At 31.5% G+C, this 21,828-nt stretch carries 24 protein-coding genes and 4 pseudogenes; 10 read left to right on the top strand and 18 right to left on the bottom strand.

From position 1 onward, the window contains the following. The first annotated feature begins 15 nt into the window (after positions 1-15). The 3 genes and pseudogenes from BAU28_RS18460 to BAU28_RS18450 all read left to right on the top strand — a co-directional run. Positions 16-543 (top strand): GNAT family N-acetyltransferase, encoded by a 528-nt coding sequence (locus tag BAU28_RS18460; RefSeq protein WP_071719475.1) that lies wholly within the window; start codon positions 16-18, stop codon positions 541-543. 16 nt (positions 544-559) lie between these two features. After that, the gene (locus BAU28_RS18455; RefSeq protein ID WP_071719474.1) at positions 560-1,081 is read left to right on the top strand and encodes a YfiT family bacillithiol transferase; all 522 of its coding nucleotides are present in this window, start codon (positions 560-562) and stop codon (positions 1,079-1,081) included. A gap of 1 nt (position 1,082) precedes the next feature. Continuing rightward, a pseudogene (locus BAU28_RS18450) lies at positions 1,083-1,556 on the top strand (GNAT family N-acetyltransferase); the annotation flags it as partial. Between the two features lie 121 nt (positions 1,557-1,677). Here the strand turns inward: BAU28_RS18450 and BAU28_RS18445 are convergent. Next, positions 1,678-2,055 (bottom strand): PH domain-containing protein, encoded by a 378-nt coding sequence (locus BAU28_RS18445; protein WP_071719473.1) that lies wholly within the window; start codon positions 2,053-2,055, stop codon positions 1,678-1,680. 179 nt (positions 2,056-2,234) lie between these two features. Between BAU28_RS18445 and BAU28_RS18440 the strand changes: the two genes are divergently transcribed. The 5 genes and pseudogenes from BAU28_RS18440 to BAU28_RS18420 all read left to right on the top strand — a co-directional run bounded on the left by BAU28_RS18440 (position 2,235) and on the right by BAU28_RS18420 (position 5,621). Then, entirely contained in the window at positions 2,235-3,086 is an 852-nt protein-coding gene (locus BAU28_RS18440; RefSeq protein ID WP_071719472.1) for a patatin-like phospholipase family protein, read from the top strand. Between the two features lie 12 nt (positions 3,087-3,098). Then, positions 3,099-3,470 carry a YxiJ-like family protein gene (locus BAU28_RS18435; protein WP_071719471.1) on the top strand — a complete coding sequence of 124 codons (372 nt, stop codon included), beginning with the start codon at positions 3,099-3,101 and terminating at the stop codon, positions 3,468-3,470. 138 nt (positions 3,471-3,608) lie between these two features. Next, positions 3,609-4,294: pseudogene (locus BAU28_RS18430) on the top strand (alpha/beta hydrolase); the annotation flags it as partial. 21 nt (positions 4,295-4,315) lie between these two features. Next, entirely contained in the window at positions 4,316-4,723 is a 408-nt protein-coding gene (locus BAU28_RS18425) for a DnaJ family domain-containing protein (protein WP_025149064.1), read from the top strand. Between the two features lie 78 nt (positions 4,724-4,801). Then, positions 4,802-5,621, top strand: a pseudogene (locus tag BAU28_RS18420) (YwqG family protein). A gap of 811 nt (positions 5,622-6,432) precedes the next feature. Here BAU28_RS18420 and BAU28_RS18415 read toward each other — a convergent pair. Together BAU28_RS18415 and BAU28_RS18410 are read right to left on the bottom strand one after the other, a co-directional pair. Continuing rightward, positions 6,433-6,828: a RidA family protein gene (locus BAU28_RS18415; RefSeq protein WP_048373803.1), complete on the bottom strand. Its 396-nt coding sequence runs from the start codon at positions 6,826-6,828 to the stop codon at positions 6,433-6,435. 155 nt (positions 6,829-6,983) lie between these two features. Next, a complete protein-coding gene (locus BAU28_RS18410; protein ID WP_071719470.1) occupies positions 6,984-8,069 on the bottom strand; it encodes a hypothetical protein in 1,086 nt (361 codons plus the stop codon). A gap of 317 nt (positions 8,070-8,386) precedes the next feature. Here BAU28_RS18410 and BAU28_RS18405 point away from each other — a divergent pair. Then, positions 8,387-8,743, top strand: a pseudogene (locus BAU28_RS18405) (MBL fold metallo-hydrolase); the annotation flags it as partial. 47 nt (positions 8,744-8,790) lie between these two features. On the opposite strand, the gene BAU28_RS18400 reads toward BAU28_RS18405, so the two are convergent. From BAU28_RS18400 to BAU28_RS18330, 15 genes are all read right to left on the bottom strand, one after another. Further along, positions 8,791-9,036, bottom strand: a complete 246-nt coding sequence (locus tag BAU28_RS18400; protein ID WP_071719469.1) for a hypothetical protein — start codon at positions 9,034-9,036, stop codon at positions 8,791-8,793. 60 nt (positions 9,037-9,096) lie between these two features. Beyond that, positions 9,097-9,933, bottom strand: a complete 837-nt coding sequence (locus tag BAU28_RS18395) for an alpha/beta fold hydrolase (RefSeq protein ID WP_071719468.1) — start codon at positions 9,931-9,933, stop codon at positions 9,097-9,099. Between the two features lie 56 nt (positions 9,934-9,989). Beyond that, positions 9,990-10,928: a hypothetical protein gene (locus tag BAU28_RS18390; RefSeq protein WP_071719467.1), complete on the bottom strand. Its 939-nt coding sequence runs from the start codon at positions 10,926-10,928 to the stop codon at positions 9,990-9,992. 145 nt (positions 10,929-11,073) lie between these two features. Continuing rightward, complete coding sequence (gene dnaN, locus BAU28_RS18385; RefSeq protein WP_071719466.1) at positions 11,074-12,204, bottom strand: DNA polymerase III subunit beta; 1,131 nt, start codon at positions 12,202-12,204, stop codon at positions 11,074-11,076. A 30-nt stretch (positions 12,205-12,234) separates the two neighbouring features. Further along, the gene (locus BAU28_RS18380) at positions 12,235-12,678 is read right to left on the bottom strand and encodes an NUDIX hydrolase (protein ID WP_071719465.1); all 444 of its coding nucleotides are present in this window, start codon (positions 12,676-12,678) and stop codon (positions 12,235-12,237) included. Between the two features lie 182 nt (positions 12,679-12,860). Next, positions 12,861-13,277, bottom strand: coding sequence for a GNAT family N-acetyltransferase (locus BAU28_RS18375; RefSeq protein ID WP_071719464.1), 417 nt, complete (start codon positions 13,275-13,277; stop codon positions 12,861-12,863). A gap of 180 nt (positions 13,278-13,457) precedes the next feature. Next, complete coding sequence (locus BAU28_RS18370) at positions 13,458-14,666, bottom strand: L-lactate MFS transporter (protein ID WP_071719463.1); 1,209 nt, start codon at positions 14,664-14,666, stop codon at positions 13,458-13,460. A 281-nt stretch (positions 14,667-14,947) separates the two neighbouring features. Further along, positions 14,948-15,091, bottom strand: a complete 144-nt coding sequence (locus tag BAU28_RS30460; RefSeq protein ID WP_025149072.1) for a hypothetical protein — start codon at positions 15,089-15,091, stop codon at positions 14,948-14,950. A 31-nt stretch (positions 15,092-15,122) separates the two neighbouring features. Further along, positions 15,123-16,151 carry a serine hydrolase domain-containing protein gene (locus BAU28_RS18360; RefSeq protein ID WP_071719462.1) on the bottom strand — a complete coding sequence of 343 codons (1,029 nt, stop codon included), beginning with the start codon at positions 16,149-16,151 and terminating at the stop codon, positions 15,123-15,125. 113 nt (positions 16,152-16,264) lie between these two features. Continuing rightward, positions 16,265-16,522, bottom strand: coding sequence for a heterocycloanthracin/sonorensin family bacteriocin (locus BAU28_RS18355; protein ID WP_071719461.1), 258 nt, complete (start codon positions 16,520-16,522; stop codon positions 16,265-16,267). Between the two features lie 199 nt (positions 16,523-16,721). Next, entirely contained in the window at positions 16,722-17,168 is a 447-nt protein-coding gene (locus BAU28_RS18350) for an NUDIX domain-containing protein (protein WP_071719460.1), read from the bottom strand. A 25-nt stretch (positions 17,169-17,193) separates the two neighbouring features. Further along, a complete protein-coding gene (gene cutA, locus BAU28_RS18345) occupies positions 17,194-17,532 on the bottom strand; it encodes a divalent cation tolerance protein CutA (protein ID WP_071719459.1) in 339 nt (112 codons plus the stop codon). 30 nt (positions 17,533-17,562) lie between these two features. Next, on the bottom strand, positions 17,563-18,021 hold the full coding sequence (locus tag BAU28_RS18340) for a GNAT family N-acetyltransferase (protein ID WP_071719458.1): 459 nt from the start codon (positions 18,019-18,021) through the stop codon (positions 17,563-17,565). Between the two features lie 77 nt (positions 18,022-18,098). Then, positions 18,099-19,022: a nucleoside hydrolase gene (locus BAU28_RS18335; protein ID WP_071719457.1), complete on the bottom strand. Its 924-nt coding sequence runs from the start codon at positions 19,020-19,022 to the stop codon at positions 18,099-18,101. A gap of 284 nt (positions 19,023-19,306) precedes the next feature. Then, positions 19,307-20,215, bottom strand: coding sequence for a DMT family transporter (locus BAU28_RS18330; protein WP_071719456.1), 909 nt, complete (start codon positions 20,213-20,215; stop codon positions 19,307-19,309). Positions 20,216-20,368: 153 nt separating this feature from the next. Between BAU28_RS18330 and pdxR the strand changes: the two genes are divergently transcribed. After that, a complete protein-coding gene (pdxR, locus tag BAU28_RS18325) occupies positions 20,369-21,802 on the top strand; it encodes a MocR-like pyridoxine biosynthesis transcription factor PdxR (RefSeq protein ID WP_071719455.1) in 1,434 nt (477 codons plus the stop codon). Positions 21,803-21,828: the final 26 nt, after the last annotated feature.

The following is a 21,828-nucleotide window of genomic DNA, read 5'->3' as shown; positions in this document are numbered from 1 at the left end:
GAAGGAGTATACGGGATGGAAATATACATAGAGCAACTAAAGAAACAAGATGCTGAGGATTTATTTACGTTTGAACTTACGAATAAATCTTTTTTTGAAACAATGGTACCAAATCGCGGTTCAAAATATTACGATTTTGAATATTTTCAAAAACTACTAGACGATTTATTAATAGAACAGGCAGATGGAAATTCTTATTTTTATTTAATTCGTAATGATGAAAAAGAAATTGTAGGACGAATAAATTTAGTAGATATAGATACGGAAACTCGAATCAGTTCGTTAGGTTATCGAGTTGGAGAAAAGTTCACTAAAAAAGGAGTTGCAACAGCAGCTGTAAAATTAATTTTAGACGTAGCGAAAAATAATGAAATTAATGAGGTTCATGCTAAAACAACGACTAATAATCTCGCATCACAAATTGTACTAGAAAAAAGCGGATTTTCTTATAAAAACGAAGCAGATACAACTTCTGTAGAATTAAACGGAGAACATGTAAATTTTGTACATTATATTTGGAGAAATACTTCGTGTTCAAAATAATAGGGGGGACTTATTCATGAAGGATTTACGTTATCCAATTGGCCAATTTACTTATGAAGGTACAATTACAGAAGGAATGATTGATAAATGGATTCAAGAAATTGAGGATTTACCAAATGAATTAACAAAAGCGATAAAAGACTTAGATCAGAAACAGCTAGATACACCGTATCGTGTTGGTGGATGGACAGTTCGTCAAGTCGTTCATCATGTTGTAGATAGCCATATGAATAGCTACATACGCTTTAAATTAGCACTAACAGAAAAGAATCCGACTATTAAGCCATATAAAGAAGAAAAGTGGGCAGAGCTACCTGATTCAAAGCTACCAGTAGATGTTTCACTTGTTATGCTAGATTCATTACATAAAAGATGGGTAAACTTATTATATTCTTTAGAAACTACGGATTTAGAAAAGACATTTAATCATCCTGAATCTGGAGAAACAAAACTTGCTGCTGCAATCGGTTTATATGCATGGCACGGTCTTCATCATACAGCTCATATTACGTCGCTCCGAAAGCGTCTAAATTGGTAAAATGGAAATTACATTAGAGAAGGCGACAGAAATTGATGCAGAAATTATTTTTCATATGCAAGTAGAATCATTTAGCTCATTATTAGAAAAGTATAAGGATTATGAAACAAGTCCAGCAAGTGAATCCATTGATAGAACAATTTCAAGAATAAATCATCCGGACGGTGGTTTCTATAAAATTATAGTAAATACGAATCTTGTTGGCGCGATATGTATATCACGAAAAGAAGATCCCTCAAGATTTTGGATTAGCCCAATGTTTATTCATCCAAACTATCAAGGGAACGGAATTGCTCAAAAAGTATTAATTTTAATCGAAGAGATGTTTCCGGAAGCAACTACTTGGGAGCTTGCTACAATTTTAGAGGAAGAACGAAATTGTTTTCTATACGAAAAGATAGGGTATAAAAGAACAGAATTAAAAAATAAATTAAATGATAAAGCAACTTTAATTTATTATAAAAAAGAAAGGTAAAGCACATTTTAAACGCTTTACCTTTTTGTGGTGTTTTAGATTAAATATACAAATTTGATGTATATTATTCCAAAATATTCGGGTTAGTATTTTTGAAATAGAATAAATATACAAAAACAAACTATTTTGTCGTGTATGTTATTAACGCTTTTTGAATACTTAATATGCTATCGTCACCTTTAAATTCTTTCGTAATTGGCGTGCTCAAACTAGAAATCCAAATTTTAAGTTCTGCATCTAAATCAAAATGCCCAGCTGTTTCAATACTAAATTGTGTAATACTTTTATAAGGGATAGAATGGTATTCTGTTTTTTTACCAGTTACTCCTTGTTTATCTACTAAAATAAGACGGCGATTTGTAAATACGATTAAATCGCGAATTAATTTATACGCATGCTCAACTTTTTCATCATCTAGCATAATCTTTTCTAAATCACGTTCTACACTTTCTGTACTCGCATTTGATGCATTTCCTAAAATACCACTAAATAAACCCATATGAAATTCCTCCTTTATAATATGTGGAATGAGTTTCTTATATTGTACCATGCTATTGAATAAGAAATTATGACATACGTTCAATAGTTTTTCGCCAAAGTTGCAATTAATTTATATAACCTCATCCTAAAATCTTGTGCTAACATGTAATTAAGAAAACAGAAGCAGAGGGATTAAGCATGAATAATATCGGTTTAGTTTTAGAAGGTGGCGGAATGAAAGGGTTATATACTGCAGGAGTACTCGAGTATTTTATGGAAAGGGACTTATTCTTTCCATATGTAGTTGGTGTATCCGCTGGAGCATGTATGGGAGCAACATATTTGTCACGTCAAAAAGGAAGGAATAAGAAAGTAAATACAGAGCTAGTAGCAGATCACAGATATATATCTTATCGAAACTTAATTCGAAATCGTGAATTATTTGGAATGGATTTTTTATTTGATGAAGTACCAAACAAAATTGTACCGTTTGATTTTCAAACTTTCCTAAATTCAAATGAACAGTTTGTAATCGGAACAACCGATTGCGAATCAGGACAGGCAGTTTATTATAATAAAACAGAACATGGAAATGATATTTTGAAAGTTATTCGTGCATCAAGCTCTGTACCATTTATTGCACCTGCTGTAGAATATGATAATCGAAAATTGTTAGATGGAGGGATTATAGATCCTATTCCAGTTTTCAAAGCACAGAATGATGGTTATAAAAAGAACGTTGTTATTATGACAAAGCCAGAAGGATATGAGAAGCAGCGGAATAAATTTTCTGGACTGTCCAAAATTTTATATAGAAGATATCCGAAAATCGCAGAACTTTTAGTAGAACATTATCGTTTTTATAATGAAACCGTATCTTATATGAATCACAACGAACAAAAAGATAATTTTTATGTAATTCAGCCAAGCGCACAGCTTCCTATAAGCGGAATAGAAAGAAATAAAGAAAAGCTCGTTAATTTATATAATCTTGGATATAACGATGCTCATAATCATTATGAAAACTTATTGAATTGGATGAAGAAATAAGGGGGTGGAGAGCTGATATTAGGAAAAAAGGTTATTTTTAATGAATTGCTGAAAATGCATAGTCTTCTGAATAAGCCATTTCCTTATCGTGACACACGAAAATTGCAGCAAGACTATAAAAATACATTGTCAGAGGCTGATTGTATAAATGCCGATTTAAATTATTGTTGGATGCATATAGCAGGAACTTTGAGTAGGGTACTTAATAAAAACGAACATAAAATTTCGTTTCAACAAATACTATGGCTACGAAAATCGTTTTTCGAATGGTTTCCCCAATATCGTATTCTTGAAACAGAAATTGTGAAATATCCCATTTTATATAGAGATTTCATGAATTTTGAAAAGGCTAGAAAACTGTTACTTTACTACCTTACTGTATAAAAACGAACAGGCTAAATGGCTTGTTCGTTTTTTAGTTCATAGAATATACAATATTCTACATTGTTTATATAGGAATTTCTCTCATGAGAAAGAAGTACATATAGAATGCTGTAAAGGAGGGAGGAGGAGTACAATTATAGTTCACTTTTAAATAACACACGTAAGAATCATATTTATGCGCCTCATGATTATTCTCACACTTCACACCTCCAAGAACTTCTCGTTGTATTTGATGGAAATTCATTTATTGAAAATCTTTCAATCACAAGAACACTTAATTATTTAATTTATGAAAAAGAAATTCCATCTTGTATTACTGTTGCTATAGATCATGTAGATCGATTAGATGATCTCACTTATAACGATAAAATGATTGCATTTTTAAAAGATGAATTACTTCCGTGGATTCAAGCTAGATATCATGTGCTTAAAGAACCAAAGCATACAACAATAGCTGGTTTAAGTCTTGGTGGTTTAGCAGCCTTTTATGCAGCACTTCAAAATCCTCATATTTTCGGGAATGTGCTGTCATTGTCAGGATCTGTACATTGGAAAAAGGAATGATTCAAAAATAATATTCCTTGGATGGAGAATCAAATTACATCTGTAAATTTAAATGCAAATCATGTTCAATTTTATATGACAGCAGGATAACTTGAAAACGAACCTCTTTTAACGGCGAATAGACACCTGTACGGAGCTTTAAAAGAAAAAGGATATCAAACACTTACGAAGAGCTTCAAGGCGGGCATGGTGACATTTGGTGGCGTAAAAAGTTATCTGATGGATTGGAAACATTAAAATATACAAAAACGACACTGTAAAATGAAAGGGAGAATGAATTTATGAATCAAGATGAATTAGATAAGAAACTAAAAAAACAAGAAATTTTAGTGAAAGATGAGAAAGTTTGGTCTTATACGTATGAGGATCATATTAGTTCTATCGTTAAACGGGCAGAAAAGACAGGAGCATTTAATGATTTACCTGGTAAAGGGAAACCTCTTAATCTTGATAAAGACCTTTCGTACAATCCTGAAAAACAACTTTATAGAACTTTGAAGAATAATCATGTTTTACCTAGGTGGATTGAACTTTCGAAGGAAATTGATAATCTAAAAGAAAAGCAAAAAGAGGCAACAGATGCAGAAGAAGTAGCTAAACTAATTCAAACTATCAATAAAAAGGTCTCAGAACATAATTTACTTTGTCCGCCAAGTGCGCAAAAAATGAGGGTGAAAACGGATTTTTAGCTTTTTTTAATGAAACTACTTTTCGCTATCTAATAGGGGTAGGCATTTATAATTTATCTTTAAAGAGAGGCAAGAGAAATGAAGAATACGTATCAGCTTAAAATACCGAAAGAACTCGAGCAGTATCGAAGTGTTTTTGAAGAAAGTGTGAAACCTTATATTAAAGTGTTTGGAACTCAAGCAGAAACAACGCTTTTTGAGAGTGAATTTGGTGGATACCCGTATTTACCTTTAAATCATGATCATCCTAAAGATTCAAATGGACAACCTATGATGTTACTTGCGCAGTGAAACTTTGAAGATATTCCTCATATTGAATTTATGCCAACTAAGGGACTGTTACAATTTTTCATTAGTGCAGAAGATGAACTTTTTGGAGCAGACTTTGAGCAACCAACTACACAAAAAGACTTTCGTATTATTTATCATCCTGAAATAACGCAAGATTCAACTAGGATTATCATTGATTTTAGTTATTTAAACACTTTAAATTTAGAGGAGTTTATCATACCTGAAGCAGCAAAACTAACATTTGAATTAGACTATCAACCTGTATCTGCTAGAGACTATCGATCCGAAAAGATTTTTCAAGATAACATTGATTTAGAAAAAAATATTAATGATGAAAATGAAATACTAGAACTAAGCGACCTATACGATGAACATTATGATGGTGAAGGTCATAAAATTGGTGGATATCCATTCTTTACACAAACTGATCCGAGAGATTGGAGAGAAGAATTATTAGAACATAATGTGTTATTATTACAAATCGATACTGATGACGCTTTAAACATTACGCGGGGAGATGCTGGTGTAGCTAATTTTCTTTATACATGAAAAAGATTTAATAAACTTAGATTTTTTCAATGTAGTTTATAATTGGGATTGCTATTAAAATAACAATTTAGAGCATTGCTTATTTTGAAATAGGGAATAGGAGCCTATTTCTTAGCGTATATATGTATAAGTGTTATAAAACAAAAATCTTCCTAACAGTTAGGAGGATTTTTTTATAAGAATAATTAATTATGTTAACTAAATTAATAATAGAAATTGTAATAAAAGTCAAGTGATGATATGAAATAAATAAAAATAATATAACATGTAGCAAATCGTATATGTAGCTAAAAATGATAAATCAATCAGTGGAAAATTTATTAGTCATAGAAATATTTTAATCGAATTTTAATTTTTGTTATAAATGTATCGTTACATAAATTTTTTTGTGCTTATAAACAGAACGATTCATGAATTTTAAGTTCGAATTTGCTATGAACTGATTGAATATAAATTTAGTGATAAAAACGTAAAAAGTCATTTAAATTTGATTTAGTATAAATCTCATTAAAAATCTCTACCTCATCTCATTAAGTATAGTTTACTTGGTTTTTGATACAGTGAAGTGTCTATTTTATATAACTTTGTATAATATATATTATGTAAACTAGTAAAAGTTAAAAACTTATTATATATTAGTTCAGGTTGTTGCGCTTCCCTTTTCTTTGTTTATTCATGATTAGTTGTTTGTTTTACGGTTTGATAAAGTTTGATAGCCTGTTATAAGTTGCTCTAATTAATTTTCGGTGTTTACTGTCGAATTATTACCGCGAACAAATTGTTTTTAAGACTATAAAAAGCAATTTGTTTAAAGTTAACGATTAAACAAATTGCTTCGGTATTAATTGAATAAATAATACGTTTTTAAATTAGTTTGCTACAGCAATTGCTTCAATTTCAATTAATAGTTCGTCGTGAATTAGTTTGTTAACTTCTAAAGCTGAACTAGCTGGTGGATTATTTGTGTTGATGTATTGATCTCGAATATCTCTAACAATGGCCATTTGCGAAATATCCGTTAAGAAAAATGTTAATTTTACTACATCGTTAAAATTTAATTCTGAAGTTTTTAATGCAATTTTAATATTTTCAAATACTTGTCGCGTTTGTGTTGCTAAATCTCCAATTCCAACTATATGGCCATCAGTATTAATAGCTACTTGTCCAGATATGTAAATTGTGCGTTTAGCATTATTGACCTCGACTATATGCGAATATCCGAAAGTTGCTGGCATATTTTCTGGATTGATAAATTTCTTTTGCAAGGTGCCTCTCCCCTTTTTATATCGTATTTTCTTCATGTTTAATTTCAATTTTGGATGACTATCTATTTTACAAATGATCTTTCACATATCCTACTGCTACATATGCGAAGTAATAATATGCTGCTTATATTTATAAAATTAGGTATTTAACGTATTTAATTGATTATATATGTTTGATTTTCTTGAATGCTGATTCTAATTATGTCTTGTTTTATTAATTCTTCAGTTACTTTTGTATAGAAAAAGTGATACCACCAAATAAAAAATTCTTCGTAAGTTATTTCTTTTGAGTATCTGCTGCTTGCAAAGTATTCTTTTAAAGGTTTCTCATTTTCTTTAAATAATAAGATCAAATCTTCACTGATCGTGTTCGCGATTTCGCTAAGTATAGATAAGTCTGCGGCTTTAAAAACTGGGATAATTGAATGTGAATTTTGATATAAGCCTAATTTTTCGTATAATGCAATTAAATTTAAGTCTACTGGTTTATCTACTGCTACAAAATTTTTAACTAATTGCTTTTTCGTATAATTAATATCAGTAATAACATCGTGAAAATGTTCTTTAAAAGCTTCTTTATTCGCATTTATTAAATTTAAAGTCGTATATCGAGTGTTTCCATAAAGTCCAATTTGATATTCTCCTAAATCCAAATACGTATTACCATACATTCCAAAGGCCTCTTTGTCTGTTTGTTCTTGTTCTAGAATCGCATAATAATATCTTTTATTGTTTCTCAAAGGCCGTTCTGTTTCTAAATAGTTTTCTTCAATGTTAATTATTTGTCCAAAATCTAATAACACACCGCTATAAAGTAAAAGACTATACGATTCTTTAGCTAAATGATTAAATGTCTCGATTCTTTTAGAAATAGCATCAATTTGATTATAATACTTCTCAATTATGTTAAGTGTAGGTTTAATTAGAGGCTCACATAGGTTATACAGCTTTTCTCCTTCATTAGCTGTTATAACCATACACGTTGGATAGTAACTCCCTTCTGTCTTTTTCAATAAACCTTCTAGTTCTAGTGCACGCATTTGTTTTTCGAATTTCTCGTTAGTCCAATTTAGCTTCGTTTTTATAGCATTCGATTCTATGCCCAGATGGAGCATTACTAGTAAATATCGTAGATTTGTTCCACTTATTTCTATTGATGGATAATTATCTCCAGATGAAATCATTTTAGCCTCATAAGCTGTTTGCAGTATATTCTCTGGGGTATTATTAACAACTAACATTAAATCCCTCCTTCTTTAATAAAAAGATTGTAAAATCTATGTATTTATTATGTTCTATAAATAAAAATAAGTATCCTCTAATAAACTGAAATTAAAATCCTCAGTATACTCCTTTTGGATAATTAGATGAATTCCTGCTTCTTAAACCTATAGAAAAACTTATATTCTGCGTTGTTTATGATAAGGAATTTACTTAATTAAAACAATTTACAATTACATAATATTAGTTTTAGCTGCTGCTAAATGAACTTCATTTTATATTTACAAATAATAAATTTGACGAATTTATGAAATGTACTGCATTTAAGATGAAAGGTAAAGTCTTCTTTAGTGGTGATAGTGGCTATGCTCCCCACTTTAAAGAAATTGGTGATAAATACGGCCCGTTCGACCTTACTTTAATGGAATGCGGGCAATATGATACGAGATGGTCTGCTATTCATATGTTACCTGAAGAAACTGTTAAAGCTCATATAGACGTTAAAGGATGATTACTTGGTCCTATACATTGGGATGCTTTTACATTAGCATTACATGAATGGAGCGATTCAAACGAACGAGTTACGAAAGAAGCAAATCGTTTAGGGGTTAATATTGCAACGCCACAAATTGGTGAATCTATTACTTTAAAATCTACAGATTATCCTACGTCAGCTTGGTGGCGAGAAATTTAATCATTATAAAAAGCGAACTATATTAAGTCAGTTCGCTTTTTGTTAATTCACTTATTATGGACTTCTCTTATGTGTACTGGAACTGCATTTTTCATCTTTTCTTTTGTCCAATATCCTGAAGGGTCCTCTGTATTGCTTGAGTCTTGAATTGTAGATGGGATATTTGTAGCTTTTTTTAATTGAGTAAGAGTATCTTTTTTGATAGATGCTGCAAAAGCTAAATAAATTATTGAGGATAAAATAATAATCATACTAGTGATATTTATCCAAAATAAAAGCTTTTCTTTTTTCATGAGCTCCTCCTTCTTTTACATATTCCCTCCTAGTAAGATATTTAGCTCTAAAACATATATTTATTTTAATGTATCCTTTACAAACCTCTCAAACTTATCCATTTCCTCGACAAATGGATTATGATTACTTTCTTCAAATGTTGTTAAAGTTGCGTTCGGGATTAGATTTGCTATTTCTTGTGAAAATATATACGGGCATTGTGCATCATGCTTGCCGCAATATATAAAACTTGGTATTTCTATATTTTTAAGTTTCTGACGGACATCGTAGTCTTTATATTCAACTTGTCTAAAATAATTTAACCGATCCCCAACTACTTTTCCGCTATTCGGTAGTTTTAATGATTCTTCTAGTTTTTCTTCAGAATAAAAAGACATAAGTGCCCATTCTCTATTTAATGTTTTTCTTTCTTCTTGTGCTGTATTAGGGTCATTTAAAGAATTCATAATTGAAACGATTCTATTGAATTTTTTGTTTTCACTGCAGTATATACTATCTTTATGAGATGCATATTCCTTACTTGCCGATGCGCCACCAGCAATAATTTTTGTTAAACTTTCTTGTGCTTCAGTTGCATAAACAAGAGCTAGCATACCTCCTGTAGAATGACCCGCAAAAGCCCACTTATTTATATGTAAAGCTTTTCGAATCGCTTCTAAATCTTTAACTGATTCCATCACACTATATTCTAAATCGCCATTTGCTAGGTCTGAATTACCACACCCCCTTAAATTAATTAAATACACGCTGTAACAGTCAGTGAACGGGTTTGCGAAAGTATTTCCATTATCGTTATATTCACTATACAAATGTGTGACACATAAAGGAGGGCCTTCTCCCTTTTGAAAATATTCAAACTTTCCTCTTGGCGTTGTGATAATGTTTGTTTTCCACATATTGAACCTCCACCTAGAATTTCTTTTTCTCTCCATTTGTTTTTATAAAAGTTAAACTATTTCACTATATTTGCTTTCCCGCTATCTAAAACTCTACTTGTCGGTACAGAGGTAATATTAATAACTGTATCCATGCTCTTATCAGTCAGTTCGATGAGTTCGTTTTCGTGATTTATTTTATTTAAATCCCATACCATTCCATTAAACTCGTTATGCTGTCCGCTTACTCTTACAATACTTTTTGTTTTATTTGAAGGCTGTATTTGAAGGTTTGTAAATTGATTCCCACTTATCTCATTTGGTGTAGTTACATGACTATCCATATAAATCATATTTACACAATCCTCTAGAGAAAAGTTCATAAAACGATTGGCATTTATCCAAGCATGTCCAGAGTTCGGTTTTTTTGCTACTAATTTTATCCCAATTTCCATTCCTACAACTTTAATGTTTTCGAAGTTAATAAACGAAATTTCATTTTCTTTTCCACCGGAATATAAAGAAATTCCTGTACCTTTATTTGTTTCAGTCCAATTTATAATATTTATATCTTTTATTTGTGTTTTGTGCCAAGTGTTATAATACTTATTCTTTCCGTCTAAATATATAACTTCAGAATTAAATTTAGGATCATCGATAGCTATATAAGCTCCTTCAATAGAAGCATTTTTTTCTAGTTCTAGAACCCTAAAGTTTCCCTCAACAACAAATTGTGTTCCATAACCGAATAATAATTTCACCCCTTTTTTAACAATAATTGGTGACGTGATTTTATACTTTTTATCATCGAGCAATACTGTTTTAATTTTACTAGACTCTGCTTTATTAATAGCAGATTGTATTTTGTTTGAATCATTGTTTCCTTTAAAGTCTTCTACATACAACTTATCATTTTTAGCCAAACTTTCTTTATTATAGTAATGATAAAAAGCAAAAATAATTAGAACTATACCTATGAGTAAAACAATTAATTTCTTCATCACATTCATCCTCATATAAAATTTCTCCTTAGTAACTCTTTAAAGGCACTATGTTTTTTATATTTAGGTAGTAATTATTTTGCTATATATTACAGATTACAATTGATACTTTGTTTATGATTGAATTGTATTTAGAAGTTATTTATTCCTCCCTTTTTTCCTAATAAGCTCTAACTGGTGATATAAGATGTACAGCTGCAGATTGTTCTCCTGCTTCAATTAATATCGGTCTCATAGAACCACCAAAACTTAAAGTAACTATATCTTCTTTTATTGCTTTTAAAGCATCAACCATAAAGCGTCCATCGAAAGATATATTTAATTGCTTTTGTCCGTGAATGGTATCTATTTGTTGTGTTTCTGATATTTTACCGACCTGAGAAGCGTTAGAAGAGATTTTTATTGTGGATTCGTCGATGATTTCTAAATTTACGTTGTTATTTGCCCATTCACTTGCTAATAAACTGGATCGATCTACACCTTGTAAAATCTTTTTTCTATCTATGTTAATTACCGTTTGAAATTCATTTGGTATTAGGCTAGATATATTAGGGTATTTCCCTTCAATTAACCTTGAATACAACGTAATTGTACCGAATTTAAAAATAATGTGACTCTCTGAAAGATATATGTATACAAGATTTGAATTGTTGTTCATTAATTTTAGAAGTTCACTAATAGTTGAACTTGGTATAATGCAATTTGCTTTCGAATGAGATGAAATTAGTATTTCACGTAAAGCCAGTCTATGTGAATCAGTCGCAGCGCAAACTAATTTATTGTGATCAAATACGATATGTACGCCAGTAAGAACTGGTCTGGATTCATTTTTAGCAGCTGCAAAGGAAGTTTGTTTAAATGCTTCGATTAATTTTTCAGTCTCTACTTGTATTTCTGCCTGTTCGTCTATATATGGTACATTAGGAAACTCATTCGCTAAGAATCCATTTAAGTTTAATGTAATTTCATCAGATTGAATGGTAATTATTTGCTCATTCATGCTTTTTATTAAAATATCACTTGGCATTTTCTTTATAATTTCAATGAAATATTTAGCCGGTACAACAATACTTCCTGCTTTAAAGATAGTTGCAATTTTTTCGTCTTCAATTGAACTAGGTATAAATTTTTTAATGAAAATATTGGAATTGCTTGCGATTAAAGTTATTCCAGATTGATCTGCTGTTATTTTAATTCCAGATAATATAGGAATTAAAGTTTTTGTCGAGATAGCTTTACTCACTTCTGAAAGAGCTTGTGTAAATTGTTTGTGCTTAACAATAAACTCCATTTTTCCCCCGCCTTAAATGAAATAATATCTTTATGAAGATTGATGAATTATAGTTCCATTAAAAATATAAGGTACTGTTTCTATCCCTTGCAAAATTCCTTTTAATTGTTCTGGTATACGTAAATAAGGTTCTGCTGTATGTAATTCCATCCAGATAATCTCTTCAATTTCTTTTGGCCGCGATATACATATTTCTCCTCCGATTATTTCCCCTAAAAAATTAAAGAAGATTGCATGATGTCCTCTCTCCTCAAAAAGGGCTTCGCTAATGAAACAAATCCCTTTTATGGATATGTCTAATCCTGTTTCTTCTTTCACTTCACGAATAGCAGCCTCTTCTAACGTTTCCCCGGATTTAACTGCGCCACCTGGTAATGTGTAATAAGAACCATTTTTCCCTTTGTTTTTAACCATTAAAAGTTTTTCATGAGTTTCATCATATAAAAGTGCGTATGTTACATTTACTTTTTTCATATGTAGTCCCCTTCAACAATAAGAATTTTCTGTCTTTATTACATTCTACCATTAATTTGTTTTGATTCATAAAAAGTAATATGAGTAAATAACGAATACGAAACGATATCCCGTTCATAAACACAGAAAAAAAGAGCATATTGTGAAAATGATTCATCAAAATACACTCTTAAATGCTTCATTTATAACCTTTTTTCTAAATAGTAATGATTATGCCCTTTAGGGTGATCTTCACTCATTCCAATCACTGTATAGCCATGCTTTTTATAAAAATTGGGGGCTTGGAAACTAAAAGTATCTAAGTTTATCAGCCGACATTCTTTTTCAATTGCAACTTCTTCAATAAGATTCATTAATTTGCTCCCGTAACCTTCGTGTCTATATTCTTCAGAAACCCATAGGAAGTCAACATGTACATGGTGCCAAAATGTGATTGCCGTTATCCCTCCTACTATTTCTTCTTTTTCATTTTTTACTATAAAACTAACCTTTTCTGAAGGTGTTTTTTCTTCATTTGAAAGTTGTTTTTGGTTATATTCAATTACTTTTTCTCTTATGTAATCACTATCTTCTTGTACCCATTGCTTTACTATTTTCATTTTAAGTATCACGCTCCTTTATGTTATTTATTCAATTTAATAATCGAATTGTCCTGTCTTCTTTAATATTAGGTTATGTAGTAAGTAAAGAGACAAAATTAGATTTTTTGAATGACATCCATTGTTTATACATTATTTTGTAATGAAAAAAAGCCCTAGTATAAGGACTCTTTTTTAGCATTAAGCTATTTTCCGATTTAACTGTTTTATTTCCTTCTTCTTTTCTGTATTTGGTGGGCGGATTAAAATAGAAATAACGAAAGATATAATACTTAAAACACCGATTGTAATGAAAGTTGGCTGAAATCCGCCGAGTAGTGCGCCGATAAATGATCCTGCGAGGGCACCAAATCCGAACCCTTGGTAAACAATCCCATAATTAGTACTATGATTTTTTAATCCGAAGAAATCCCCGACGATGGCTGGGAATATAGTGATGTTACCACCAAAACAAAAAGCAACACTTGCTACACAGGCAAAATAAATACCGTAATTCAATGGAATAAAACTTAAAGTAAAAACGGACAATCCAATGATAATAAATGTTGCAGAGACGATTTTTAATCTGCCTATTTTATCCGATAACGTTCCAAGAATAATTCTCCCCACTGTATTAAAGATGGCAATCATTGCGACGGCATTAGCTGCGGTTGCTGCACTAAGACCAACGAGCTGTACTCCAATGTCTTTTACCATTCCGATTAAATACAAACCACCCATACATGATGTGAACAGCATAAAAAATAAGAGATATACTTGTTTAGTTCGCATCATTTCACGCGGAGTATAGTCATTGTGTAATGTTTCAGTTACGGTGTTACTTACGTTTGCTTCACGTAAGAAGAACGATCCGATCAATACTAAAAGTAAGACGATAATACCCCAATATAAAAATGCTTGTGATACACCAAGACTATTAATAAGATTCCCGTTTATATATCTAAAGATTAAGCTACCCATTCCGTATGCTGAAACAGATATACCAGAAATGAGTCCTTTACGATTCGGAAACCATTTAATTAAATTAGATAGTGATGTAATATACGCAGTTCCATCTGCATAACCAACAACAACACCAGCTAATAAATAAAGTAATGGTAATGATGAAACTTGTGAACTGAGTATTAAACCGAGTCCTAGAACAATACCTGCAGTAGCAATGAGTTTACGAAGTCCTAATTTTTGTTGTAGCTTTGCTGCAAATAGTGTTGAAAATGATAAAGAAAAACTCGTAATAGAGAAAGTGATTGCGACTGAATTAAGGTTCCATCCAAACTTACTTACAAGGGGCTGATTAAATAAACTCCATGTATAAATTGTTCCTAGGCCAATTTGAACAATGATTGTACCTAGAACAATTAGCAACGGATTTATAGATGTTTGTTTCATACTAACTGTCCTCTTCTTTTATCATGACATGAATTTTCACAGTTAGTATATCCATGATAAATTGCAAGATACTGTACGGAAAATGGAAATTAAGTTAGTATACACAAAAAGACACTTCATAAAGAAGTGCCTTTTTGTAGGTTATATACAGAAATATTTAAAGAAAGTTTTGTTAAGATAAGACATTTTCAAATGCTTATGTACATATGTTATCAAATAATTGTCTAAATGTGATGAGACTTAAGACGTATTTTTCTTTCATAAAAAAGTCGGAGAGAAAATTAATATTCAATTTCCTCGAAGTCTTTCGGTTGCGGTACAGTTTGCATATTAGCTGCATCTTTCGGATCACTATAAATCGCGTTTTGTTCCGTATTTACATCTTTTATATTTTGCTTCTTATTTTTACGCACTTCTTTCTTCATTAAACCTCACTCCTTTACTTTATAGGAGTAGTTATGCCCTCATCGTATTATTTTTATTGCTGCTAAATGTATCAGCGACTAAATTACTAAATTCACGTAAATAATATAAATAATTATCCCCGCCGTAGTTATATCTTTTGTTGTACATTTTTGCGACAACAACATTATATTCTGGAATCACTAAAATTGTTGGTCCTGTAATTCCTAATATTTGATAAGACCCTTTAGGAACTCGTTCACCAAGTTCGCTAAGCAAAGCAGGTTCGTTTTGAACGAACCAAAATAGCCCGTTTTGTGGCAGTTCTTTATTTATATAGGCTGGACTCTGTAAACTAGTAGCAATTTTTATAACTTCTTCTGGCACAATTTGTTTACCAGTTATGACACCTTGATTTAAATGAAGATTTCCCCAATAAGCAAATTCTCTAGCAGAGACAAAAAGATTTTTTTCCGTACCATCATCTACTGTGCCAATAGTACATATCGCGTCATCGTTTGGATTTACAACAACATTAACTAAATTATCATCTTGCTGTCTTCTCCATCCTGTTTCTTTGAAGTTAGCTGGTTTAAATACACGCTCCTTTAACAGTTCAGGAAAACTTTTATTATAAAGCTGATAAATAAGACGTGTAATCATTCTTACATTAATATCTCTATATGCCCAAGCTTGTCCAGGTTCAAATTCACGATAAATTGTCCCATCATCAGTTTCATTTAATCCGTGCGAATGGGTTACTAAATGTCTTATTGTTGTTTTACCGAGTAACGAAGGATCATAGTCTTTAAAATAAATTACTGCTTCGTCATCTAGAGATTTTATTTTCCCCTCATAAAGCGCATATGCTACCATTAGTCCTAAATAACTTTTTCTAGCGGAAGCAACATTGAACTGTGAAGTTGCTGTTATCTTTTTACTATTTGGTGTGTTTGAATGATTTCCGCTATAATGCTCTAGTACAATTTTATTATTTTTTATAATACAAAGTGCTGCCGCAGAACTTTGGTTTGTCTCTTTAATGTTTTCTACCCATGAAATTAACTTCTCAAATGTGTACAAATGAACATCTCCCTACAACGTATAAAAATGACAGTATGAAAGAAAAGCGTCAATACTATATAATCGGGTATCTACACTTTTCTTTCATGAAATATACTATTAATTTATGTTACTTAAATAATCCACCAGCTCCAGCAATTAGAGCAGCCGAAACAACCAACACAACCAACACAGCCTACACAACGTCCACCACAACCACCACAGCGTCCACCACAACCACCACAACGCCCGCCGCATCCGCCACAACGCCGTGCATCATCTTGAATGTAGTAGTAAGGATAATGACTTTGTTGTTGATCCCAGTACACTACATTACCAGGTTGATAATCATTAAGGTTTAATGATTGTAGTTCTTGTTGAAACTCATTCATTACGAAAACCTCCATTTATAAATATAAATTCCGTCCAAATTTTTAAGTATATTTACTTTTTAAAATAAAGTAGAAATAAGGCTATAGACTAAATGCGTACATCAACAAAATATGACTTTACATTAGGTGATGTACCTTGTTTTTGAGCCTATTTTCTTTATATCTTTTCGGTGGACGTATTTACTATAAATAGAGCGACTTAAAGGTTACTAATCCAACAATTTAGTAGTTCATCACTTAATCTTCTTTCAAGTAATTCTTTAACTAAAGGCGACGGCATTATTTTATAAGAATTAATACTCTCATTATTAAAACCAATCCAATGAAATGCTAGATGTGATTCTTTAGATATTGGTGCTAAATTACAATGTAACTCTTGTGAATCTATTTCAAAAACGTGGTTAATTTCATGATGAAGTGTTTCTCTGTCTTGCCATTGGTTTTCAATGACTCCTAAAAATTGTTTTATACTGCAACTTACTCCAAGTTCTTCTCGTAACTCTCTTATTAGTGCGTTCTCTGCTGATTCACCAACTTCAACATGACCGCCAGGTAAAAAATAGTGATGTCCTATGTATTCAGCAACTAGAAATTTTTCATCTTTAATCATAACAGCTCGTACAATGTGATGGAATTTACTGTTCAATTGATATTCCTCCTAGTTATTTACTTTATACCTGATTAAAATAGGCATTTAAAATTGGGATAATGTAAATCATAGGCGTCTCATAAGGATGAATTTCATTTATAACTTCGAGAGCATCTTTTACAAGTTCTCGTTTACACTTTATTTCAACTTTACATTCTTGACCTTCACATATTTGATCAATTTCGCCATTAAAAGGTGTTGCCTCTGCCAATGGTCTCCAGTATCCTTTAACTGAACTATAAGAAAGACAATTGTCATAATGTCCAGTTCTACAAGCACCAACTTTATTTAATTCATCTCGTAATAATACAACGTATTCTTCAGGAATAAACACTTCGATTTTAACCTCAGTAAATTGCATGTATCAGTTCACACCTTTACCTTATTAAAGTTATACAAATAAACGATATACTTGCTCACCATCATATATCTTTCCTAATGGTTGAAAACCGTAACGTTCATATAGTTTTTTTGCAGAAATATTATCCTTATGTACAGTTAATCTAATTTCTTTACACTCTTTAAATCTATTTTTTATTAAATTAATAATTTCCTTTAACGCTGCTTTACCATATCCATTTCCTTGCTGCTTTTTATCAATGATAAATCCGTTTATCCAATACATGTCTGTTGTCTCCCGTACAAAAGCGTGCATAATAAAACCAACTATAAGATCACGATCATATATAGCGAAAGGAATATATTCAACGTTTTCACCATCTGGCTTTATGTATACTTTAGCAAGTGATACTGCAACTGCCGGGACAAATTTTGTTTGATTTTCTTTAACTTGTAAGTTTAATGCCTCTTCCCAATTTTCTCTCGTAACAACTTTTAATTGGACGTTCAATATTGTAAGCTCCTTTGTATAGAGAATGTATCTTTTATATTCAACGGAGTGAAATAAATCCCTTTTTCGACATCGCCTTATAACATGATTTTCATAAAATCCTGAATGAATTTTTCCTCATCTAATTGTAACGCAATACGAGCCCCTTCAGATTTAGAATGTGGGCGAAAATCAGCAAATGTTTGTCCCTTCGTTTCGCCGCATATATCCACAGTTACTTTTCGAGATGTATATTTTAAAAACGTAGGATTCACCAAACCGCTTATAGCAAGTACATCATGTAATAATGGCCCTTCAATAGATGGATTGAGCTTTTGGTATGCTGATAAATAATAATCGTACATGGGTTTCATGATCGATTTAAATGGATTTTTTGTATTAGCTAAAATATAAGTAAATACATTTGGAGTTAAAACTGTTTTATTTGTTACATTTAAAGGGAATAACGTTAAATTTTTCGCTTGCTGAAGTACAATTTTACTTGCTACAGGATCTCCGTACACATTTGCCTCTGCTAATGGAGAAACATTTCCTGCTTCTAAAAAGACACCACCCATAAAATAAATTCCTTTTACATTTAACATCATGTCGTGCCATAAATTAAAAGCAATCGCTAATGAGGTAGATCTTCCTACATCAACAATTGTTAAATCTTTGCCATACTTTACGAGAATTGCTGCAATACTACCAAAATTGTATATCGGAATAGATAACACGCTTTCCGGTACATGAATGGGACCTAATCCTTCTGGTCCATGAATTTCAGGATAATACGTTGTAATTCCATTTGTAAGTGGACTAGTTGCACCGCTAATGACAGGAATATCTTGTCTGTTTGCTAAGTGTAAAATATACGCGGCATTATGAGCGGCATGTATATGTTCAACATTTCCATATCCAGTTACGATACCGACAATTTCAATTTCAGGATGTAGCAAACCATACATAATTGCAAAAGAATCATCAATACCTGGGTCTCCGAAAAATAAAACTTTCTTCAAGAAACGTTCTCCTTTCATAGGTAAGATAATTATGTATATGTAGAAATAATTTAAATCTATACAGTTCTAAGCAAATATTAATGGTAAGTAGTGTATTGATAAAAAAGAACTAGCATAATGCTAGTTCTTACTCTGGTAATAATCTAACAGTATAATTTAATTTCGTACAATTGCTAGACTAGCGTATTTTAATATAGATATTTTCCGCTATATCTATATTAAAAGCACCATATCAATTCAATATTGTTAGTTTGCAAATTGCAAATACTCACTGAACTGTATTACTATAATTTTTCACTCTCAATTTGCATATAATTATCTTTTTTAAATGTTAAATGAGCAATCACAACTCCAAGTATAGTAATTATCCCTCCAATTATCGAAACAAAGGTTGGCAACTCACCTAACCATACCCAAGCAATAAAACATGCAGTTACTGGTGTTAAATATAGAGAACTTGTTGCCTCAGAAGCACCCGCATGGGATGTAATATATGCTAATGCAATATACGGCAGTACTGTCGGGAACACACCTAAATATATAACACTCAAAGTAGTTTCTATAGGAGCTGCTACGATTTCTTGATAAATCCCTGGTAAAAAAATAAGCATACATACAGTACCAGACCAAATTGTATATATCGTAAATGGCAAGAAACCGTACTTTTTTAAATACGACTGTTGGAAAACGAAAAATAGACTTTCTGAAAATGCCGCTAATAATATAAGTAATACCCCGCTATTCAATTGAATGGAATCTCCTTGACTTAATGATAAAAAAGCAATTCCTACTAGACTAATTACACCACCAATCCAACCATTTAATTTCATTTTTTCATTCATAAAAACAGAAGCAAGAATTGCCGTTAATATAGGTGTTACTGATACAATTAAACTAGCAGGTCCAGCATTCACATTCTGTTCACCGTAGTTCAGTGCAATATGATAAATAGTAAATCCTAGAGCGCCAAATATAAAAATTACTGGAATATCTTTTAAGTCAGGTAAACGTAATTTGTATATAAACGAAAACAGTAGAAGAATCAAAGAAGCGATTAATAATCTTAGCAAAGTGAGGTGCTCAGGCGTGTAAGCTTCAAGCCCCATTCGAATCCCTGGAAAAGCAGTTCCCCATATAAGAATCGTAAAAGCGTGAGCACATACAATACGAAAATCCCATTTTTTATTATGCATATTTTCTCTCCCTCTCCAATAAACCAGCCATTTTCTAATTACCAATTATTTCTTTTCATCATATTTAATAGTTGATACAATGTCTTCAACCAGTTATTCCTCGAAAAAACCAACCACTTTGCATTTTTAAAATGAATGAGGGAGTTTTTTAATATGTCTACCGATAAAAAATTGCCAAAATATCGACAAATAATAGACTATATGACAGAAAAAATTGAAAACGGAGAATGGCCAATTGGAAGTAAGATTCCTAGTCAGCGGCAGTTAGCAAAATTATTTCATGTAAATCGTAGTACTATAATAACTGCACTAGAAGAACTTATGGCAGATGGTTTAATTCAAGGGAAAATTGGAGCGGGAACAATTGTAATGAATAATACATGGTCATTATTGGCGACGAATCCCCCGCCTGATTGGAGTGAATATGTGAAAGCCGGTATTCATAAACCAAGTAAGTTAATGGTTCGAGAAATTAATGAAGCAGAAGCAAATAAAAAATTCATTCATCTTAGTAAAGGAGAACTTGCACCTCATCTTTTCCCGTTAGAAACTATGCAATGCATTATGCGAAACGTATGTGAGGAGCTAGATTATTTCGGATACGAGGAACAAAAAGGATATTTCCCTTTACGTGAAGCGATAAGTAATTATGTAAAATCATTTGGAATAAATACATCTCCAAATTCTATATTAATAGTCTCTGGTGCATTACAGGCATTACAATTAATATCAATCGGTCTCTTGCATAGAGAATCAACTGTGTTACTTGAACAACCTTCTTACTTATATTCGCTTCATGTATTTCAATCGGCTAATATTCACCTTTCTGGAATACAGATGGATCATCGTGGAATTATCCCTAATGATTTGTTAAGAAGAATTAATTATAGTCAAAAGAAAAATATTTTATATTCGATTCCTTGTTTTCAAAATCCGACGGGTGTATTAATGTCCGAAGAGCGACGAAAAGAAATACTAAAAATTTGCGAAAAAGAACAATTGCCTATCATTGAAGATGATATTTATCGTGAGTTATGGATTGATGAACTACCTCCGCCTCCTTTGAAATCAATGGATAAACATGGACATGTATTATTTATCGGTAGTCTATCTAAAACACTTAGCCCGGGACTTAGAATTGGTTGGATTATTGGACCAGGGCCTGTTATTGATAGATTGTCAGATATAAAAATGCAAACTGACTATGGATCAAGTTCTTTATCTCAAAGAGTTGCTGCGGAATGGTTAAGTAAAGGTTTTTATTCGGAGCATGTAGCGAACGTAAGAATTCACCTAAAAGAGCGAAGACAAATAATGATACAAGCTTTAAATAAGTATTGTGCAGATATTGCCACGTGGGATATTCCTAATGGTGGATTATTTATATGGCTAAAGATTGTTCCTAACATTTCGATGAAAAAACTATTTTCAGAGGCTCAATCAAAGGGTGTTCTTTTTAACCCGGGACGTATTTATGAGGAAGAATCAGATCAGTTTATACGTTTGTCATATGGATATGCTTCTCCTGAACAAATTACTCAAGGTATTATTATATTAAGTAATTTGATTCGTAAGTTAATGGCATAATAAAAAATCCTCTTTTATATAAAGAG

The sequence above is a fragment of the Bacillus paramycoides genome (assembly GCF_001884235.1).
Lineage (GTDB): Bacteria > Bacillota > Bacilli > Bacillales > Bacillaceae_G > Bacillus_A > Bacillus_A paramycoides.
Note: the sequence above shows the minus strand (reverse complement) of the source record. Positions and strands in the feature narration are given on the sequence as shown.

Excerpts from the sequence above, each read along its gene's own strand:
- BAU28_RS18460 (WP_071719475.1), top strand. The coding sequence starts at position 16 with ATGGAAATATACATAGAGCAACTAAAGAAACAAGATGCTGAGGATTTA.
- BAU28_RS18455 (WP_071719474.1), top strand. The coding sequence starts at position 560 with ATGAAGGATTTACGTTATCCAATTGGCCAATTTACTTATGAAGGTACA.
- BAU28_RS18445 (WP_071719473.1), bottom strand. The coding sequence starts at position 2,055 with ATGGGTTTATTTAGTGGTATTTTAGGAAATGCATCAAATGCGAGTACA.
- BAU28_RS18440 (WP_071719472.1), top strand. The coding sequence starts at position 2,235 with ATGAATAATATCGGTTTAGTTTTAGAAGGTGGCGGAATGAAAGGGTTA.
- BAU28_RS18425 (WP_025149064.1), top strand. The coding sequence starts at position 4,316 with ATGAATCAAGATGAATTAGATAAGAAACTAAAAAAACAAGAAATTTTA.
- BAU28_RS18410 (WP_071719470.1), bottom strand. The coding sequence starts at position 8,069 with ATGTTAGTTGTTAATAATACCCCAGAGAATATACTGCAAACAGCTTAT.
- BAU28_RS18400 (WP_071719469.1), bottom strand. The coding sequence starts at position 9,036 with ATGAAAAAAGAAAAGCTTTTATTTTGGATAAATATCACTAGTATGATT.
- BAU28_RS18395 (WP_071719468.1), bottom strand. The coding sequence starts at position 9,933 with ATGTGGAAAACAAACATTATCACAACGCCAAGAGGAAAGTTTGAATAT.
- BAU28_RS18390 (WP_071719467.1), bottom strand. The coding sequence starts at position 10,928 with ATGAGGATGAATGTGATGAAGAAATTAATTGTTTTACTCATAGGTATA.
- dnaN (WP_071719466.1), bottom strand. The coding sequence starts at position 12,204 with ATGGAGTTTATTGTTAAGCACAAACAATTTACACAAGCTCTTTCAGAA.
- BAU28_RS18380 (WP_071719465.1), bottom strand. The coding sequence starts at position 12,678 with ATGAAAAAAGTAAATGTAACATACGCACTTTTATATGATGAAACTCAT.
- BAU28_RS18375 (WP_071719464.1), bottom strand. The coding sequence starts at position 13,277 with ATGAAAATAGTAAAGCAATGGGTACAAGAAGATAGTGATTACATAAGA.
- BAU28_RS18370 (WP_071719463.1), bottom strand. The coding sequence starts at position 14,666 with ATGAAACAAACATCTATAAATCCGTTGCTAATTGTTCTAGGTACAATC.
- BAU28_RS30460 (WP_025149072.1), bottom strand. The coding sequence starts at position 15,091 with ATGAAGAAAGAAGTGCGTAAAAATAAGAAGCAAAATATAAAAGATGTA.
- BAU28_RS18355 (WP_071719461.1), bottom strand. The coding sequence starts at position 16,522 with ATGAATGAGTTTCAACAAGAACTACAATCATTAAACCTTAATGATTAT.
- cutA (WP_071719459.1), bottom strand. The coding sequence starts at position 17,532 with ATGCAATTTACTGAGGTTAAAATCGAAGTGTTTATTCCTGAAGAATAC.
- BAU28_RS18330 (WP_071719456.1), bottom strand. The coding sequence starts at position 20,215 with ATGCATAATAAAAAATGGGATTTTCGTATTGTATGTGCTCACGCTTTT.
- pdxR (WP_071719455.1), top strand. The coding sequence starts at position 20,369 with ATGTCTACCGATAAAAAATTGCCAAAATATCGACAAATAATAGACTAT.